General features: G+C 60.7%; 20 protein-coding genes. 6 read left to right on the forward strand and 14 right to left on the reverse strand.

What is annotated here, in order from left to right:
• The first annotated feature begins 48 nt into the window (after window positions 1–48).
• From ACFB49_RS16860 to ACFB49_RS16870, 3 genes are read left to right on the forward strand one after another with little or no spacing between them, the layout of a single operon-like run.
• Entirely contained in the window at window positions 49–432 is a 384-nt protein-coding gene (locus tag ACFB49_RS16860) for a response regulator (protein WP_380872432.1), read from the forward strand.
• Window positions 429–1067: a chemotaxis protein CheX gene (locus ACFB49_RS16865; protein ID WP_380872433.1), complete on the forward strand. Its 639-nt coding sequence runs from the start codon at window positions 429–431 to the stop codon at window positions 1065–1067. The genes ACFB49_RS16860 and ACFB49_RS16865 overlap by 4 nt, the downstream gene beginning before the upstream one ends.
• Entirely contained in the window at window positions 1060–3060 is a 2001-nt protein-coding gene (locus ACFB49_RS16870) for an ATP-binding protein (protein WP_380872435.1), read from the forward strand. The genes ACFB49_RS16865 and ACFB49_RS16870 overlap by 8 nt, the downstream gene beginning before the upstream one ends.
• Before the next feature lie 73 nt (window positions 3061–3133).
• Here the strand turns inward: ACFB49_RS16870 and ACFB49_RS16875 are convergent, their stop codons facing one another.
• From ACFB49_RS16875 to ACFB49_RS16895, 5 genes are all read right to left on the reverse strand, one after another.
• Window positions 3134–3544 (reverse strand): hypothetical protein, encoded by a 411-nt coding sequence (locus tag ACFB49_RS16875; RefSeq protein WP_380872436.1) that lies wholly within the window; start codon window positions 3542–3544, stop codon window positions 3134–3136.
• A gap of 156 nt (window positions 3545–3700) precedes the next feature.
• The gene (locus ACFB49_RS16880) at window positions 3701–4477 is read right to left on the reverse strand and encodes a transglutaminase family protein (RefSeq protein ID WP_380872437.1); all 777 of its coding nucleotides are present in this window, start codon (window positions 4475–4477) and stop codon (window positions 3701–3703) included.
• The gene (locus tag ACFB49_RS16885; protein ID WP_380872438.1) at window positions 4474–4953 is read right to left on the reverse strand and encodes a hypothetical protein; all 480 of its coding nucleotides are present in this window, start codon (window positions 4951–4953) and stop codon (window positions 4474–4476) included. Before ACFB49_RS16885 ends, ACFB49_RS16880 begins: the two co-directional genes overlap by 4 nt.
• Before the next feature lie 48 nt (window positions 4954–5001).
• On the reverse strand, window positions 5002–5532 hold the full coding sequence (locus ACFB49_RS16890; protein WP_380872439.1) for a hemerythrin domain-containing protein: 531 nt from the start codon (window positions 5530–5532) through the stop codon (window positions 5002–5004).
• Between the two features lie 158 nt (window positions 5533–5690).
• Window positions 5691–6470, reverse strand: coding sequence for an N-formylglutamate amidohydrolase (locus ACFB49_RS16895; protein WP_380872440.1), 780 nt, complete (start codon window positions 6468–6470; stop codon window positions 5691–5693).
• A gap of 17 nt (window positions 6471–6487) precedes the next feature.
• On the opposite strand from ACFB49_RS16895, the gene ACFB49_RS16900 reads away from it, so the two are divergent.
• On the forward strand, window positions 6488–7420 hold the full coding sequence (locus ACFB49_RS16900; protein ID WP_380872441.1) for a transglutaminase N-terminal domain-containing protein: 933 nt from the start codon (window positions 6488–6490) through the stop codon (window positions 7418–7420).
• A 13-nt stretch (window positions 7421–7433) separates the two neighbouring features.
• The gene (locus tag ACFB49_RS16905; protein ID WP_380880008.1) at window positions 7434–8249 is read left to right on the forward strand and encodes a transglutaminase family protein; all 816 of its coding nucleotides are present in this window, start codon (window positions 7434–7436) and stop codon (window positions 8247–8249) included.
• A 261-nt stretch (window positions 8250–8510) separates the two neighbouring features.
• On the opposite strand, the gene ACFB49_RS16910 is transcribed toward ACFB49_RS16905, so the two are convergent.
• The 7 genes from ACFB49_RS16910 to xth form a co-directional block, all read right to left on the reverse strand.
• Window positions 8511–8681 carry a CsbD family protein gene (locus tag ACFB49_RS16910; protein ID WP_380872442.1) on the reverse strand — a complete coding sequence of 57 codons (171 nt, stop codon included), beginning with the start codon at window positions 8679–8681 and terminating at the stop codon, window positions 8511–8513.
• A 282-nt stretch (window positions 8682–8963) separates the two neighbouring features.
• Window positions 8964–9887, reverse strand: a complete 924-nt coding sequence (locus ACFB49_RS16915; RefSeq protein WP_380872443.1) for a glycosidase — start codon at window positions 9885–9887, stop codon at window positions 8964–8966.
• The gene (locus tag ACFB49_RS16920) at window positions 9884–10732 is read right to left on the reverse strand and encodes an SDR family NAD(P)-dependent oxidoreductase (protein WP_380872444.1); all 849 of its coding nucleotides are present in this window, start codon (window positions 10730–10732) and stop codon (window positions 9884–9886) included. The genes ACFB49_RS16915 and ACFB49_RS16920 overlap by 4 nt, the downstream gene beginning before the upstream one ends.
• A 94-nt stretch (window positions 10733–10826) precedes the next feature.
• Complete coding sequence (locus ACFB49_RS16925; RefSeq protein WP_380872445.1) at window positions 10827–11075, reverse strand: GlsB/YeaQ/YmgE family stress response membrane protein; 249 nt, start codon at window positions 11073–11075, stop codon at window positions 10827–10829.
• Between the two features lie 84 nt (window positions 11076–11159).
• The gene (locus tag ACFB49_RS16930; RefSeq protein WP_380872446.1) at window positions 11160–11765 is read right to left on the reverse strand and encodes a hypothetical protein; all 606 of its coding nucleotides are present in this window, start codon (window positions 11763–11765) and stop codon (window positions 11160–11162) included.
• Between the two features lie 48 nt (window positions 11766–11813).
• On the reverse strand, window positions 11814–12473 hold the full coding sequence (locus ACFB49_RS16935; RefSeq protein ID WP_380872447.1) for a DUF6766 family protein: 660 nt from the start codon (window positions 12471–12473) through the stop codon (window positions 11814–11816).
• On the reverse strand, window positions 12454–13284 hold the full coding sequence (xth, locus tag ACFB49_RS16940; protein ID WP_380880010.1) for an exodeoxyribonuclease III: 831 nt from the start codon (window positions 13282–13284) through the stop codon (window positions 12454–12456). Before xth ends, ACFB49_RS16935 begins: the two co-directional genes overlap by 20 nt.
• Window positions 13285–14218: 934 nt before the next feature.
• Between xth and ACFB49_RS16945 the strand changes: the two genes are divergently transcribed.
• Window positions 14219–14851 carry a tyrosine-type recombinase/integrase gene (locus ACFB49_RS16945; RefSeq protein ID WP_380872448.1) on the forward strand — a complete coding sequence of 211 codons (633 nt, stop codon included), beginning with the start codon at window positions 14219–14221 and terminating at the stop codon, window positions 14849–14851.
• A gap of 277 nt (window positions 14852–15128) precedes the next feature.
• Here the strand turns inward: ACFB49_RS16945 and ACFB49_RS16950 are convergent, their stop codons facing one another.
• Both ACFB49_RS16950 and ACFB49_RS16955 read right to left on the reverse strand, forming a co-directional pair.
• Window positions 15129–16070, reverse strand: coding sequence for a hypothetical protein (locus tag ACFB49_RS16950; RefSeq protein ID WP_380872449.1), 942 nt, complete (start codon window positions 16068–16070; stop codon window positions 15129–15131).
• 872 nt (window positions 16071–16942) lie between these two features.
• Entirely contained in the window at window positions 16943–17329 is a 387-nt protein-coding gene (locus ACFB49_RS16955) for a hypothetical protein (protein WP_380872450.1), read from the reverse strand.
• Between the last annotated feature and the right edge of the window lie 64 nt (window positions 17330–17393).

Below are 17393 nucleotides of genomic sequence, written 5' to 3' on the forward strand. Positions count from 1 at the left end.
CCGCGCCCTGCGCGCTGTTTCGAACCATTTTTCTCCCTGGAGTTGCGAATGTCGGTTACCGTTCTAATCGTGGACGACAGCAAGCTTGCGCGCATCGTGGCCGGCAAGGCCTTGGCCCAGCTTCAGCCGGAGTGGAAAAAAGTCGAGGCCGGGAGTGCTGCGCAGGCCAGCGACATCGTCGCCAGCCAACATGTCGACTTGGCGCTGATCGATTTTAACATGACGGAGAAAGACGGTCTGGAACTCGCCGCCGAACTGCGCGCTCTTAGACCCGACATGCCGATCGCAATCATCACCGCCAACATCCAGGACGAGATCGTTTCGCGCGCACGAGAGATCGGTGCCGCGTTTGTCGCCAAGCCGGTCAATGCGGAAAGTCTGGAAGGCTTTCTGTCGGGCGCCGCCTTACAGTTGCGATCAGCCAAGGCATGAGACCCGAGGCCATCGCTCTCGGGGAGCTCGAGCGCGACGCGCTGACCGAAATCGTCAACATCGGCGTCAGCCGCGCGGCCTCGAGCTTGCGCAAGATGATTGGCGACCATGTGACGCTCTCGGTCCCTTCGATCGATGTCGTCAGCCAGCGACGCGCAGCCCGGCTGATCAGCGAGCGGGAAGTCGCCGAGCTCGTCGCCGTGCGGCAGGATTTTACAGGCCCCTTCTCAGGGCGCGCGCTTCTGATCTTTCCGGAAACCAACAGCCTCGAGTTGGTCCGGGCGGTAACCGGCGACGAACTGAGTGCCGACGAAGTCATAGATATCGAGAGCGAGGCGCTGGCCGAGACAGGCAACATCATCCTCAATTCCTGCCTCGCCACGATGGCCAATATGCTCAAGCGCTCGCTGTCTATGACAATTCCGGAAGTATTGCGCGGCGACGGCGCAAAGCTATTTGAAATTGACGAGGCGAGCGCTGCGGACGGGCTGGTCCTGTTCCTCTATATCGATTTCGCGGTCCGCAAGCGGGATATTCGCGGTTACATTGCGATGATCCTCGACTTGCCGTCGTTGACGATCCTCAAGGAGCTGCTCGCCGAATTTATCGAGCGCGTCGTGGGAACCGATGACTGACGATCCGACAGCCGGAACGGCCGAGCGACCCTGGTCGGTCGTCGCGACTGACGGCGCCAGCGGTGCCTGGGACTGGGACATCGTCAAGGACCTGCTGCATGTCGATGCGCGTTTCGCTGCGCTTTATAACCTCGACCCCGAACAGGCCTTGGCCGGTGTGCCTACGCGGACTTTCTATTCCGCCATACATCCCGACGACCAGCCACGGATGCGTATCGCGGTCGCTGGCATGCTTGCCGGCGCGGAACTCTTTTCCAAGGAATTTCGTGTCATCACGCCGGATGGATCCATATCGTGGATGCACGGCCGCGGGCGATCCTATTTCGATACCAACGAGCAGCCGGTGCGCTTCTCCGGCCTGCTCGTCGATGTCACGGAAAGAAAGCGCACCGAAGAGCGGCTTCGGGTTGCACAATCGGCCGGCGGAATTGGGACGTTTGAGTATACGGACGGATTTGCCACCGCGACGGTCTCAAGCGAGTTCTGTCGCCTGCTCGGCCTTCATCCTGCCCCGGCGCTACCGGTCCGCACCATCAACAATGTCGTTCAAGACGGATTTGGCCCGCTCATACCTCTGCCAGGCGACCGGCTTGCGCCCGAAACACTGGATGGAAATTTCAGGATTGCACGAGGCGATGACGGCGCCGATCGCTGGATCGCACGTCGCGGCGAAATCGTCCGCGAGGGCACGGGATATCGCCTGATCGGCGTGATTTACGACATTACCGCATCGCAGGAACAGGAAGCGCGCCTCCGCGAGCTCAACGACACCCTGGAAATGCGGGTCGAGCGGGAAGTTTCGCGGCGACGGGCGACGGAAGATGCATTGCGGCAGGCACAGAAGATGGAAGCCGTCGGCCAGCTGACCGGTGGAATCGCGCATGATTTCAATAATCTCTTGACCGTGATCATCGGCAGTATCGACACGGTGCTTCGCCGGCTTGACGGTGCCGGCGAGCCGCGAATTCGCCGGTCGCTTGATAATGCCATGATGGGGGCGGAGCGCGCTGCGTCGCTGACGCAGCGGCTTCTTGCCTTCTCGCGTCAGCAACCGCTCGATCCAAAGACGATCGATGCGGCAAAGCTGCTCTCGGGGATGTCGGATCTACTGACACGCTCCATTCCCGAAGCCATTGCCATTCAGATCGAGGCAGCGCCTGATCTATGGACCATCGAGGCCGATCCGCATCAGCTCGAGAATGCGATTCTCAATCTCTCCGTCAATGCCCGCGATGCAATGCCTGAAGGCGGATCGCTGACAATCGATGCCCGCAATCTGCCCGCCGACGATGCCGGGATGGTCACCAATCTGGCTTGTGTGGATCATGTCATGATTTCCGTCTCGGACACGGGAACGGGCATGTCCTCCGAGACCGTGGCGAAGGTGTTCGACCCCTTCTTTACGACCAAGGAAGTGGGCAAGGGCACGGGCCTTGGTCTCTCGATGGTCTATGGCTTCGTCAAGCAATCGGGCGGCCATGTCGCAATTGAATCGGTCGAGGGCGAGGGCACGACCGTACGCTTGTTCCTTGAGCGCACGCTGCCCGGCACACGGCAAGAGGCTGAAGGGCAGGATCAAAAACCCGAACTGGCTCGGCCTTCGGAAACCGTCCTCGTTGTCGAAGATGATGATGACGTGCGGGCTTACAGCGTCGGCGTCCTGCGCGAATTGGGATACCGGGTGATCGAGGCGCATGACGGCGCCACCGCGATCCGTCTGCTCGAGCGTCGGGAGCGCGCAGTGCAACTCCTTTTGACCGACGTGGTCATGCCCAAGATGTCGGGTCGCGAGCTTTCAAGTACCGCACTCCAATTAACCCCTGGTCTGAAGGTCCTGTTCACGTCCGGGTACACGCGCGACGTGATCATGCGCGACGGCAGGCTCGAGGCGGGCGTGGACCTGCTTTCGAAGCCTTTCACCTACGCGACGCTAGCAGCAAAGGTTCGCGAGCTGCTTGATCGTAGGGATAGTGACGTACGCCAAGCGCTCTGATAAATGACATTATCCATCGAGACGCTTGCCGGCCCCATGGCACGGTACCGTAGCCCGTCAAACGGTATGCGCGCTAAGTAGCGATTGCTGCGAGCCGCGCCGCCTGACGGTCCTGTACGACCAAGCGATCGCGAAGGCCTCTTGCTTCCTGTGCATATTGATCGGCAAAGCGAAGATACTCGGTCCTGATCGAGGGCTCTGCTATATCGGCAGCCATTGCCCGGCATTCGGCTTCCCGCCTTTCCAGAAAGTTCAAACGAAGAACTTCGACCATTGCAGACGTCCCACTTTCGTTCGCCATCGACGCTTCGCCAACTCGGCAGGATAGTCCGAGTTCCATATCCCGATATTCGTCGGGACAATTAAGGATGATCCGGATTTCGCCGCTGATGAAAATTCGGCAGGTCATCGAGGATATTGCGCCCAGCTTTGTTCTTTTTTTATGTTCGCGAGAGAAGCGACGATAACAAGCGTACCGCATCAAGTGGAGCTTCCAATGCGGCTCAAGGCAAGGAGGATGTTGGGCTTTTACACTAAGCGATGCTCGGCAATAAAAGCGGACGGTCCCGATTTAGGAAGCGTGGTCCGGCGCGCTTATGCCAGCAAGGGGGGGCAACAGCCGAAGGGCCACGGGGCGCGATCAGACGCGCTCCACCGACACGCTCTGGCTATTCAGCATCGTCCGCCCGAACGCGGTCATGAAGGCAATATCGGCGGCGTCTCGTCCTACGCCGATCTTGGCCATGTCCCGCTCCCTGGCCATGCCGGTCGCATCGACCAGATGCCAGGCGCCCCCGAGGAAAATCTCGGCAACCGCATGAAAGTCCGGTGGATCCACGCCAAGCGCGTATACGCTAGCAATGCGCGCGGGAATCCCGGCGGCCCGCGCCAGCGTGATCATGACGTGAGCATAATCCCGGCAAATGCCCTGTCGCTTGACGAAGGTTTCGAGCGCGGTGGTGCCGCAATTGCTGGAACCCGAAACGTAAGCGATATGGCCCGCAATCCAGTCGCGCATGGCAACGACCTTGGCTCCGCCGGTGAGGTCGCCAAATTCAGCATCCACGAAGGGCTGGAACTGGTCCGACGGGCAATAGCGCGACGCCATCAGATACTGGACGGTCTCGCCGGGCAACTGATGGGGAGGGATGACATCCAGATTGGCACAGTCGCCAAGCAGGCGCTCGATCGTAACGGTGGCCTGATAATCGACGAGCAACTGACCCTGGACACGCAGCCAGATGCGCTCGCCGATCATGTCCTGGGCGGGGACCCTCGCAAAATGCTCGGTCGGGCTGATCTCGATATTGGCGCTCTCTACCGTCTGCTCCGGGATCAGGGCAGCCTCGATGTGCAGTAGGATGTCGGTGGGCTGCTCGAACGCATAATCGAGCTGGGCGCGGATCCTGAGAGTCATGATCTCTTGCGCTTGGACCGGGTGCGGCCAAGGCGTCGCGCATTGGCAGTCGCCGTTTTGTGAACCGGCGCCAGCGCCGAGCCGCTCATCCGCGCGCTGGCATCCGCGGAATCCAGCGCATAGTCGCCGACGCCCGCGGCAAAGGCAGCAAACTCGGCCGGTGTCAGCATTCGTCCGGCCATCATCATGCCACCCATGCGCTGGGCCTGCGCCCACCAGGCCGTCTGGATCTTGCCCATGTCGGCCAGCACCGAATGGCCGCTTCGGCCGAACGCCTCGAGTTTCTCCGGCACCATCTTCGACAGCTCGGCGAGATCGGCGGTCATGGGTGACCGTGCCGCGCTGGCGATCAGACCCGTACGCGCATCCAGGACCGTCGCCGAGGCCCCCAGCGTCTCGACCGCGCGGATCCAGGTTTGCTGCATGTCGAGGCCGGCGGCCATCACGCGCGACCAGCTGGCATAGGGATTGATCATGCTCGGATCCTCGGGGCCGCGGTATGGAATTTTCGGCATTGGTGACCGTCAGGCGACCGGCTCTCCGAGCTCGATCTCGACGGCAGAAAGGGTACGCGCCTTGGGTGTCGGAAGGCCGTTCGCGTCGAACTCCTTCTTGAGCGCCGCCTTGCGCTCCGCCATTGCCGCGCCGAGCGCAACCAGGTCGACATCCGTGTCACGCGCCTGTGCGAACATGCCCTCCTTCGGCCTTTCCTCCTCTTCGACATGGTGGTCGATCTCTTCGGAGAGCACCGTGACCTTGGCCTCGAAGAAATCCTCGCCCGGCTCGCCGTTGATGATCTGGCCGATCATCAACTTGGCGCCATCATGCTCGACATAGGCCTCGTCGAGGGTGTCGTCGTCGATCTTGCCCTTGAGCGCTGGATAGAAGAGCTCCTCCTCGATCATCGTGTGGATGACGAGTTCGGTACAGATCTGGGTCGCGAGTTTCTTCTGCTTGGGCTTCGAGCTGGTCGCATCGAACTCCTCAAACAGAGCTTCGACCGCGCGATGATCGGCTTTCAACAGCGCGATCGCATCCTGACCGGATTTGGCCATGCGTCATTCCTTCTCAGAGTGGGTCGGGAGTGTCCCTGCCTTCACCCCACAACCCGCGAGCGCAGGCTTTGGTGCCGGTACTGGAATCACTTTCAGCACGAGGCGGCATTTTTGTCCTGTCGGGGCCGAGCGAACGAAGGAGAGATCCTTTTGCTATCTCAGGGACGATAGCGGAGGGCGGCCGTCAGGGCTCGTGCGAGGATGGCGCTCCATCGCGCCTGTCCGTCATCGACTTCGATGACGTCCTGCCGGACTTCGAGTTCGACGTAAGGAAGTTTCCTCGGATAGGCATGGCGCGGCACTGTGTGATCCGTTCGGTCCATCCGATAGGGCTCATTGCCGCCGATCGCGTCACGAAACTCCCGACGAAGCCCGGCGAGGACGCGATGGGCAAAGCCGGTCTCCCCGCCATCGTGGAGGACCCCAACCGACCACGGCCGAGGAATCGATGAAAGCCGGGGTGTGAAGCTGTGCAACGACACCAGCACGGGGGTGTACCCGCCCGCCACACGGCGATCGATCTCGGCGGCGATGGCGAGGTGATAGGGCTCGTGGATGGCTGCAACGCGCTCGGCCCGATCATGGGCCGTGAGCCCGTCGTTGCCGGCAATGAAGGTTCCGTCGGACCATATCGGCATGGCGTCCGTGCGTTTGGGATCCCGATTGCAGTCAACTACCAGCCGCGAATAGGCCTGGTAGAGGAAGGCTGCATCGATACGTGCCGCCATTTGCTCTCCCAGGCTTTGGACGCCGATGTCCCAAGCAATATGTCGCGTCCGGTCCGACAGACTGAGGCCGAGATCCGCTAGCTTTTTAGGAATGGCCCGCCCGGCATGGTCACCGATCAGAAGGAACGGAGAGCGGCCGCCTGAGTTCAGACTTTGCACGGGTGCAGGGTCATCGGCACCGAGCAGCCCCTCGCGGCCATGCCGCGTCATCGGGACATCACCTCGTCATGCCGTTGTTGAGCATCCGTCACGTCACCCAATATGAGTATCGCCAACCCGTTTCCTTCGGCGAGCATCGCATCATGGCGCGGCCGCGCGAGAGCTATGACCAGCATCTGATCCATGCCCGGCTCGAGATCGACCCCGAGCCATCCGAGCTGCGCTGGCTCCATGATGTCTTTGGAAACTCAGTGGCGATCGCCCGGTTCAATCACCGCGCCACGAAATTGTGCGTGGCGAGCCATGTCCGGCTCGATCATGCCCCGCTCGCAGGCGACCAGATCGACATCGAGGACTACGCCCGCTGCTTTCCCTTCACCTATTCGTCCGAGGACATGCCAGACCTTTTGCGTTCGATCGAGCGCCATTATCTCGACCCCTCGCGCAAGATCGACACATGGGCCCGGCACTTCGTGCGGGATGATGCCAAGACCGAAACGCTCGCCATGCTCGGCGACATTGCTGCGAGCATCAAAAGAGACTTCACCTATGTCCCCCGGCACGCCAAGGGGACGCAGACACCGATCGAGACGCTCGAAAAGCGCCAGGGCACGTGCCGCGATTTTGCTGTGCTGATGATTGAGGCCGTCCGCGCGCTCGGCTTCGCGGCGCGGTTCGTATCCGGCTATGTCTATAATCCATCGCGCGGCGAAGGTCGGGTGGGCGGCGGCAACACGCACGCCTGGGTCCGCATCTTTCTGCCGGGGTCTGGCTGGGTGGAGTTCGACCCCACCAACGGGATTGTCGGCAATCGCGGCCTAGTCCGGGTGGCAGTCGCGCGCGATCCCTATCAGGCTATCCCCTTGTCGGGCACGTTCATGGGTCTTCCCGGCAGCTATATCGGCATGAAGCTCGACGTCGAGATCCGTCTGGACCCGACGGCTCTCTCCGGCGTTTCCATTGCGCCGCTCGCCGTCAACAGCCGTAACGGCGCCCCTTGAGGAAATTGCCCTGATGCTCATCCGCGCCGGTTATGAGATCCGCTTCGAAGCCGAAGCATCGACAGCAATGCTCGCCATGCTGAGCATTCACCCTTCCCGCAACAAGGACCTGCAGTCGCCGCATCGGATCGAGGTTTCCCCCGACATCCCGATCTACGATTATGTCGATGCTTATGGAAACATCTGCTCGCGGCTGACCGTGCCTGCTGGCGGTGTGACGCTTACCACTGACTTTACGATAGAGGACGACGGCCAACCCGATGCGGAGCCGGCCTATGTCCCGCAAGAGCCTGTGGAGGCGCTTCCCGACGACATCCTCGTCTATCTCCTGGGCAGCCGATATTGTGAAACCGACCGCCTGATGGACGCTGCCTGGGCACAATTCGCAGGGTTCCCGTCCGGTCGTGCCTGCGTGGAAGCGATCGTCGACTATGTCCATAACCATATCCGCTTCGACTATGAGCATGCCCGGTCCGACAAGACGGCGTGGAATGTCTACCAGGAGCAGGAAGGGGTCTGCCGGGACTTTGCCCATCTGGCGGTCACGCTGTGCCGATGCATGAACATCCCGGCCCGTTATTGCACGGGCTATCTCGGCGATATCGGCGTCCCTCCGGTCGACGCGCCGATGGATTTCAGTGCCTGGTTCGAAGCGTATCTTGATGGCGACTGGTACACTTTCGATGCTCGCCACAATCGGCGTCGGATCGGTCGCATCCTTATGGCGTGCGGACGGGACGCCATCGACACGGCGCTGACCACCGCCTTTGGGCCTGCCGAACTGGTATCTTTCCAGGTGCATACCGAAGAGGTCGAGACGGTCACTTAGACCCGTATCCGTCATCGTCTTGCGGGATGCGGCTATCTCGCCAGTCCGCTATTCTATCCGCCGCCGGATTAATTGTTGCCGAATACAACTCAACCCCGGTTGAATGGATCCACGGGGAGCACGCGGGTAACAAGTGAACGACCGTCACGAAGCACGCTCTTCGCGGCGGAAACTGATGCCGTGTATGCCCATTTGCGAGGGCACAATGCGGCATCAGTTCAGTGTGTCTCGGCGATCCGAAACAATTCTGCCGTTTGCCGATCAGATATCGTCGCCCAGTGCGCCCTTGACCTTGCCTTCAAGCTGCTGAGCCTTGCCCTTCACCTCCTGGGCGGCGCCTTCATCGCGCGTTTCGGGATTATCGGATTTCTGCTTGGCCTTGCCGATCGCCTCGTTGACGTTGCCTTTGATCTTGTCAGTAAGTTCACCCATCGAACATCTCCTTTGTGGTATTTCCTGAAACGAATTGTGGGACCTGACCGTTCCTGAAAATCCACTCCGGTGCCCAAGGATTTAACCGGAAAGGACGAGTTGCCGGCGACGGTTGTGCAAGCGGCGCTCGAGACAGCACACGCCTTTCCACCTGGGTGGTGGCGCTTTCCCTTGTCCCGTTCGGATTTCGTCGGGCATCTCCGAGCTGCGGCTGTCCGCGCGCTTCGCAGCCCTGGTCAGCATTGGTTGGTCGAGGTCCGATTTATGAACGGAATCCGCTATTCAGATCGGGCGCAGCTCGCGCACGAGGGCACGTCGAAGCAGCCGGTCCTCAAGCGAGTAGTAAATGAAGATGTCCGGCTGATGATCGAGCAATGAAGCGGCGAATGCGATATCGATCCCCGCGCGCTCCTTTGGCGGCGGCGGCACAAGAAGCGGTTCGATGCAGCGATCGACCACTTTCGTGAAATTCTCATCGAACGCAATCCAGCCGATGCGCCAGCGGGCATCGGCGGTCGAGCCGTTATAGAACATCACGGGCGGCTTACCTTCACGCGAGAGTATCGGGCCCGTCGAGAGATGCCATGAATCCCAGAGATCGGGGCGGATCGAGAAGGGGTCTTCGACGACGTTCCAAGGCCCCGTTGATCGATCGGCCAGCGCCAGCCCGATGCGCGAGGCGTTGTCCTTCGCGTATTCATAAAACATCCGGTAGCGGCCGTCGGCACCCTGCGCGACCGTCGCCTCCTTGATATTGCCTTCGCCCTCGGGCGCCTTGAGCAGGACCTTTTTCTTCGTCAGGTGCCGCAAATCCGCTCCGGCGGCGATCAGGAGCGATCCCTGTTTGCGCCTGGTGTCCACGCCCGTATAGAATACGAGCAGGTGCGGCTTGTGGTCGATTACCACGGTAGGATCCTCGACCCCGCCGGCATCGGCAGCGTCCGGCCCGGGGGCGATGGCGGGCGAGGACTTCATTTTGAAGAACAAACCATCGCTCGATTCGCCCGCATAGATGGTTCCGGTTGCATCGCTGGGACCGAGCGGGTTGTCGAGCACTCGGACGAGCAGATGCATGCGGCCCTCGGCCTCCCAGACATAGGGGCTCATCAGGTCGTGGCCGGCAAGCAATCCGTCGGGTCGCTGGGCGATGTCGAGTTGCACCACGTCGATACGTTCGACGGCATAATCGAGCAGCATCTTCCTCATGCCCCTTGCGCCACCGTCAGCGAGAGCGCGCCATCAATCGTCATCGTCGCCCCTGTAATATAATCGGCCTTGTCCGACAGCAGGAACATCACGAGCTCGGCAACCTCCTCGGCAGTTCCGGCACGCCCCCAAGGGATCGCGGCCTCCTTGCGCCGCAATTCTTCCGCATCGTCGAGCGCGCGCTGATTCATCGGCGTCAGGATCATGCCTGGGGCGACGCTGTTCACGGCGATGTGCTGAGGCGCGAGTTCCAGCGCGAGGGTTGCCGTGAGTTGAGCCAAGCCGCCCTTGGCGCTGTCATAATCGGCACCGCCCGGACGCGGTGAGCGCTCATGGATCGACGAAATATTGACGATCCTTCCGCCGCCCGGGCTGTCTTTGAGACCGCGCACGAAGCGTCGACAGGTCAGGAACGGCCCGTAGAGATCTGCGCGCAGCACGCGATCGAACTGAGCCAGGCTCATGTCGGAGACAGGTGTCCCGGTCATATTGAGACCGGCCGAATTGACCAGCAATCGCACTGGCCCGAACGCTGCCTCGGCAGCGGCAAACAGTGCCTCGACGGCCGCCTCGTCGCCGACATCCGTTTGCCGGGAAATGGCTCGACCTCCGGCACGGGCAATTTCTGCTGTTACTGCCTGGCCGGCCTGCTCATCCTTGAACCAGCTGAGCGTAACTGCCGCGCCGCGTTTGCCGAGTGCCAGCGCGCAAGCCTTGCCAATTCCGGACTCTCCTCCGGTGACGATTGCGCAATGATCCACAGCTGTGGAACGCGAAAGCTCGTCAATTGGTTGCGAACCCTGAGTTGCCCGTGGTTCCCCGCCGGCGCTCTCTTCCGTGGTCATTCAGTGTGTGAAGCGCCGGGCGGACATCCAATGACAGGCAAGTTCGCGCATACGACCTCGGTACCGACGACCGCCCCGCCTTGCGAACCGAAATCTACGCAGCTCGACGGATCAATTTCACGATCGCCAGGAGGATGATGGCGCCCACCAGCGAATAGAGGATCGCGACCATGTTGAGCGGCGCATTGATGATTGACGCACCGCCACCGAACAGAAAGCCTGCGATGACGGCCCCGACTATGCCGATCGCGATGTCGAAGAAGATGCCACCGCCACTGCGCATGATCATGCCGGCGATCCAACCTACGAGCGCGCCCACGATCAGAATGATGATCAGGCCCATGATGTCCTCCGTCGAGTTTCTATATCGCAGTTAGACGCTCTCGGTGCGGCACCGGTTCCGTAACGAAAGACCAGTCAAGACCGACTAGCCTTTCTTGCTCCAGTTGCTCAGCGCCTGCCTGTAGCGCTCCCGCGCTTTCTCGACCGCGCGTTCCAATCGGGCATGCTCCGCGCCCTGTCTTCGCTCGAGAGTTCGCTTTGCCGCCGCGAGCTCTGCCTGCCGACGGGCGAGTTCCCGCCGCTCTTCCGCATGAAGACGCTCGCTTTCCGCGAGCGCCGCCTCCGCCGCCTCGACGGCAGCTCGGGAGGGTCGTGGCGGCACCGCACTGCGTGGACGCGACGTTGGCCTTGCCTTCTGCTGTAGAGCAGCCTTCTCGACGGGGCGCTCCTTTTCCGGCGCTGGCCTGGTTCGAACTCGTTGCTCTGGGCACCTGGAACGAGGGGACGCTCTTCCAATCGCCGCCAATTGTTCCTGTGACGAGTCGCGAGAGCGACGGATCACCGCCCCCGGCGAAGCCAAGAGCTCTGCCATGAGTTCAGGATCCTTGACCTCTTCAGCCAACCCTTGGGCGAAAAGATTGTTGTCGCTTCCCCACGCAGCCAGCGCAGCCTTCTGGCTGGGAGCCGCCACATAGGCATCGTGGAAGCCGATAGGCGTCCGATAGACTTTGAGTTTCTGCCGGCGCGTCATCGGGTCACGCCAACCGATGAAAGCAAGGCGAGTACATCCGGGCTCTTCTCAGGCGCCGGTCTGGGCATGCGGTGCTGCAACCGGCTTGGATTCTGGCGATTCCCGTTGTCTCAGGAAGATCGACAGCACGACCAATACCGCCGTCGACAGGAACTCGCTCTGCCAGTTCTGGAGAGACTCAAACCAGAGCTGGGCATCGAAGAGATAGGCGAGAGTCGTCGGCGCCACTTCGCCATGAGCGAGCGCCTCCTGTGCTGCGACCTTCGCGCTTTGCGTCCAGTGGATGACGAATGAGGCCAGGTACAACAGCGCAAGGGCGATCCCGAGCGAGCGCGCGTAAAGTGCGCGCCAGATCGGTCCCCAGCGCAGGATCGATGGCGCGCCCGGCTTGTGCGCCTGCCCCTCCAGATTGTCGTCGCGCGGATCGTGCTCGTCGGGGTCTTTCGATTCCGCGGAGCCGCGCTGGACCAGGATTGCGGTCAGGACGACATAGGCCGACATCTGCAGGAATTCACTTTCCCAGTTCTCGAAGACCGACGACAGGAATTCCGGGCTGACCGCATAGGCCGACAGGCTCATGAGCGGGAGATTGTGGCGAAGCGCGTCGTCGTTGGCGACATGCCAGCCCGCCACCCATTGTCCCAGAATGCTTCCGCCGAAGAGCAGAAGCAGGACGATCGTCAGTCCGTTATCGCGAAGCCACCGCATGATCGTTGCTCTCTTTCCGTGATCGCTTCCTTCTTGGCTTGTCGGCCAGTTGAACCCAGACCGGAGCATGGTCGCGGGTCTTCTCCCAACCGCGCACATGCGTATCGACCTGGGCATAGACGAGGCGCCCTGCCAGGGAATTGCTCAACAGTAGATGATCGATCCGCAGGCCTGCGTTGCGTGCATAGGCATTCCGGAAATAATCCCAGAAGGTGTAGATCGCTTCTCCTGGGTGGAGCGCACGCAGCGCATCGGTCCAGCCCTGCTCGAGCAGCCGGGCATAGGCGGCCTTCACCTCTGGCGCGAACAGGGCATCGTCCAGCCACCGCTCGGGCTTGTAGACGTCGAGGTCGGTCGGCATCACATTGAAGTCACCGGCAAGGATCACCGGAAGTCCCGAACCCAGCAGGTCGGCCGCTTGGTCGATCAGCCGGTCGAGCCAGCGCAGCTTGTAGTCGAACTTCGGGCCCGGCCGCGGATTGCCGTTGGGGAGATAAAGACCACCGATCAGGATGCCGTTGACCGCGGCTTCGATATAGCGGCTCTGCGTTTCGTCCGGGTCCAGTGGCAGTCCGCGCCGTGTCTCGTGGATCTCGCCCACGCGGCTTAGCATCGCGACCCCGTTCCAGCTCTTCTGGCCGTGCCAAATGACGTCATAGCCAAGGTCGCGGATCGCTCGTTCCGGAAATTTCTCGTGGGGCGCCTTCAGCTCCTGTAGGACGACAATGTCTGGCGCGCTTTCTTCCAGCCAGCGCAGAAGGACAGGCAGTCGGCCGTTCACGCCGTTCACATTATAGGTGGCGATCTTCACCGGCGGGGCGGCGCCTGATCGGCGCGCTCCCATCGGGCAAGCCTCTCGAGCCAGAAAAGCGGGAATCTGATCGCTCCAAGACGAGAAACTGGCCTGACTGCCTGGTTCCGCCGCCTTGGAAAATCTGTTTTTGCCATGTCTCCCAGACGCTGCGAGGGCAGAAGTCGTTCCGGAGATCTCGATCATTGAACGTGTGGAGTAGTCGAGCCTTCGTCCGGCCTGGGATATCCTGGCGGATCCACCCATGTGTCGGCTTCCCAGTTCCCGACGTAAAACGAGCGGCGCCTCTGGTCGGGGCGCCGCTCGTTGGGCTCACCCCACACCGGAACCCAGGTGCGTCATTTCATGCCGGACGAGGATCGTCCAGCAGCAGGAACATGATCTGGATCAATATCGAATGAAGTGTGATGGCTGTGCGGCACTAGAGACACAATAATAATCAGCGTAATGATTATATGTTTTGCTTTGATCACCACCCGCACGATTCGGTTTTTACCTAATGGCATTCACCGGCCAACCGACCGACAAGACAAGATCATCCGATCGATGCCCCCCTCGACCGGTTGAAAGCGGGAGCGCTCTACCCCCCATCTCCTAGCGCGCTCCCGCACTCTCTTTCTGCATCGCCGCCCGGAAACCGATCGTCCCTTTGAGTCTGGTTGGACCGCGCCGCCGAGGTCCGCAGCATATTGCGGTGACAGTGGTTGGCTGGACTTGCCGTGCAACGCCAAAAATCGAGCTTACGGAATGGCCGCTTTGGGGAAGCCAAATTGAAGACGCGGTCGGCCGCTTTGTCGGCGTATGCCGTTCAGTTTCCTGGTTGGGTCATCCATGATTGGCATGTCACGCTGGGTTGGCAAGATCCTTGAACGAGCCCGCGTTCGGAAATGGAGCGAGAATCTCTGCGGCCGGTTCCGGCCGAAGGAGATGAACCATGGGACATTCAGATCTGGATCCGCCCCCGCGCGAGCGGCGCGCCTGGAACGCGGGGCTGATTGTCGGCCCCAAGCGCCCTCTGAAAGCGAGGGATGTTTGGGCCATACGCTTCTTTCTCGACGAACACCGGCGCCTACGCGATCGCGCCCTATTCGACCTGGCGATCGACAGCAAATTGCGCGGCTGCGACATCGTGAAAATCAGAATCTGCGATCTCTTTGCCGGGGACAGCATCAGGGATCGAGCCACCGTCGTTCAGCAGAAGACCGGGCGACCTGTTCAGTTCGAGCTGATGACCAATGCTCGGGCAAGCCTATCGGCATGGCTGGAGCAGCGCCGTGGTCGGGCTGGCGATTACTTGTTCCCAAGCCGGGTCGACTACACCGGCCATCTCAGCACGCGCCAATATGCACGTCTGGTCGACGAGTGGGTCGTTGCGGTCGGTTTGAACGGCGCAGAATATGGCACCCATTCGCTGCGCCGGACCAAGGCTTCGATGATCTACAAGGCCACCGGCAATCTGCGGGCCGTTCAAATCCTGCTCGGCCACAGCAAGATCGAGAACACCGTCAAGTATCTCGGTGTCGATATCGATGACGCCCTGATCCTTGCCGAGCGCACCGAGATCTAACCTGGGCGGCTCCTCACTCCGGCGAGGAGCCGATCCACGGCGCAATGAACAGGCGTCCGCTTTTCGGCATCCCTCAAGCCCACTTGAATGGCAGCAACGGCGCGGAAGCGAACGTACCTCATCGCCACCAGACAGATCAAATCCGGCGATGAATTGAAGTAGCGAAAGGGGTTGGCGGCGGCCTTGCTCATACCGCTTCGCTACCATCCTGCCCTTACCTGTCAGTTGCTTGGGCAGCATTTGAAGGAGGCGCTGCCCGCATATCCGCCGCCGTCGCTTACTTGGTCACCGTCTTGTGCTGGCCGCCAGGAAGGGTGAGCGTCGTTCCGTCGAAGCGCACCTTTACGGTCTCGCCCTCGGCACGATAGGCGACCTTGCCGTCCGCCACTTCGGCCCAGCGGATGACCTTTAGGCGATAATCGTTGCCGGCCGCCTCATATTGGCCATAGCCGGTCACCGCTGCGCTTCCGTCACCGGCCACGATCACGAAATAGCCATCGGTAAAGGCGAAGCGTCCATTCGGCACCTTATAAACCTTGCCGTTGCCCGATCCGACGCGCCGCAAGGTCTGGACGGTGCCGCTTCCGAAGGTGATCTTCAGATCGTCCGCCGCGCGCTCGACCTTGAGGGTATGCTTGACGTCGGGCTTGAAGGTTAGCGGCATTGCCGCCGTCGGAGCGATGCCGATCAGCTGCTCGGTCACGAGGTTCACTCCGATCGGCGTCGGTGCGTAGGTGCCCGCATGCGCCATCGCCGCTTGCTGGTCGGCAGGTTCGCCGTTGAACACCGCCTGCTGCAGCAGCTCACCACCCTTGAACAGGAACACGCCGGTTAGCGGCATGTCCCTGCCCTTGGAAACGAGGCCAGTATACAGCCAGAGGCCCTCGACATCAGTGCTTGTTGTGGCTGTCGGCCCCGCCGCGCCGGCAGCACTCGCGACGCCTGCGAGCATCATCAGGGAAAGGGCGAGTTTTTTGGCGAGGGAAAAACGCATTATGCGGTGCCTTTCATTGGAAAGCGTCGACGGTGGAAGATCGTTGGGAAGTGCCGTCATCGCAGCGTCACCGTGACCTGGATCTCGTTGAGGAATGGACAGCGCGAACGTCGCAACGCCGATGATCAAGTTCGGCGGCGGCGGTCCGTCAGCGTTAGATGCGCTCAGTTCGGGCAGAATGCCGTCCAGCTTCTCAGGTTGGTGGTCTACGAAATAAACGCGCATTCGTATAACGTCCTGGGGGCGCCCCTGCCTCGGCGATCACGGCCTTGAGATGTGAGCGCCTTCCAGGAAGATCGGCTTGTCCGGTGCTGTCGACATATCAATTTCCGCGTTTGCTTGGAGCAAGTTCAAATCGTGTCGAATGGCTCAGTTGCCTTCAACACGGCCTGTTCGAAAACATCGTTGTCGTAGGCACAATATCACGCCGCGATATTGCCGATCGGGAGGGCCTGGCCGGTTTCCAACGCAGGCCGGAGGGGGCTAACGGCAGCTTTCCAAATTTCTGTTCACTGAGCTGCCGGTCGGGACGCGCAACGTTACGGAAGTTGCACTTACCGCTATCTCCGCTGAAAGCGGACGCCTTCCGGCATTCACGCATTAACCTCGAGATGAGTTTCGCAAGTAGCTCGCTCTCGCACCATTGCATCGAGCCAATGTATAGCTCGATCTACTTTCGATTTCGTGCCAGTGGAGCCGTGATAGCCGGCTGCTTTCTCGCGTGCTCCACTACAAGCTGCGCTAATGTGTTCTGCCGTCGCGATTTTCGAGTTTAGGCAGTCCACGTAGGGGCCAACCTGGCGAGCGGCGGTCGAGCCAACCCCCCGCAGCGTGAGCGTCGATGCACATTCTGGAGCTGGCGACTGCATCAAAAGCAGCATTGCGAGCAACAATTTCATTTTGGATCACCATCCGCGCGACAGGTATCTAGCTTCTGTTCCAAAATCCGCCCGTCCGCAAACCCCGACTTTTCGGTCGTTCCAGCGGCGGCAGCGACACCCTGAATCCGGACTGGCAGGAATTAGGCGAGCGAAGGCCAGTGCCGAACGACCGAAATGTCGGGGGAAGCGGGCGCGAGGACCACTCCATGCAGTTGATCAATAATCTGCCTGAATATCTGGAGCGGGAAGCTGGCTATGCTTTGATACGCTGCAGAAACCTGTAAAGCGGGTGAAGCGCGTAGCGCGCAAGTTCTCAGAGACATAGATATTTACCATCAATTCGCCGTACCTAGACCTTATCATGTCTTCGTCGACCTGAAGAGTGGCAGCGAGGCCGTTCAAGCCGCTAAATGTAACCCCGCTCATGCCGCTGAGATTTTTGACTTGATGCCACTTAGAGAACAATGGGTTTTCTGATGATATCTCGTACTTGACGTTCGTTTGAGATAGGTTTTTTCGCCCGTTCTTCCGAATGATATAGTATCCTCTGCGTCCAGTGAAAGTTATTTTAGAATTGAACCAGCGTCGGTTTTCACCGACCATGTCACATTCCAGCGTAAATATAGGTTCAGTTAGGCTAGCGGGAGTCGGGGACGGCGGCGGCTCT

This window comes from Sphingomonas sp. DBB INV C78, assembly GCF_042693015.1.
In the GTDB taxonomy this organism is placed as follows: domain Bacteria; phylum Pseudomonadota; class Alphaproteobacteria; order Sphingomonadales; family Sphingomonadaceae; genus Sphingomonas_E.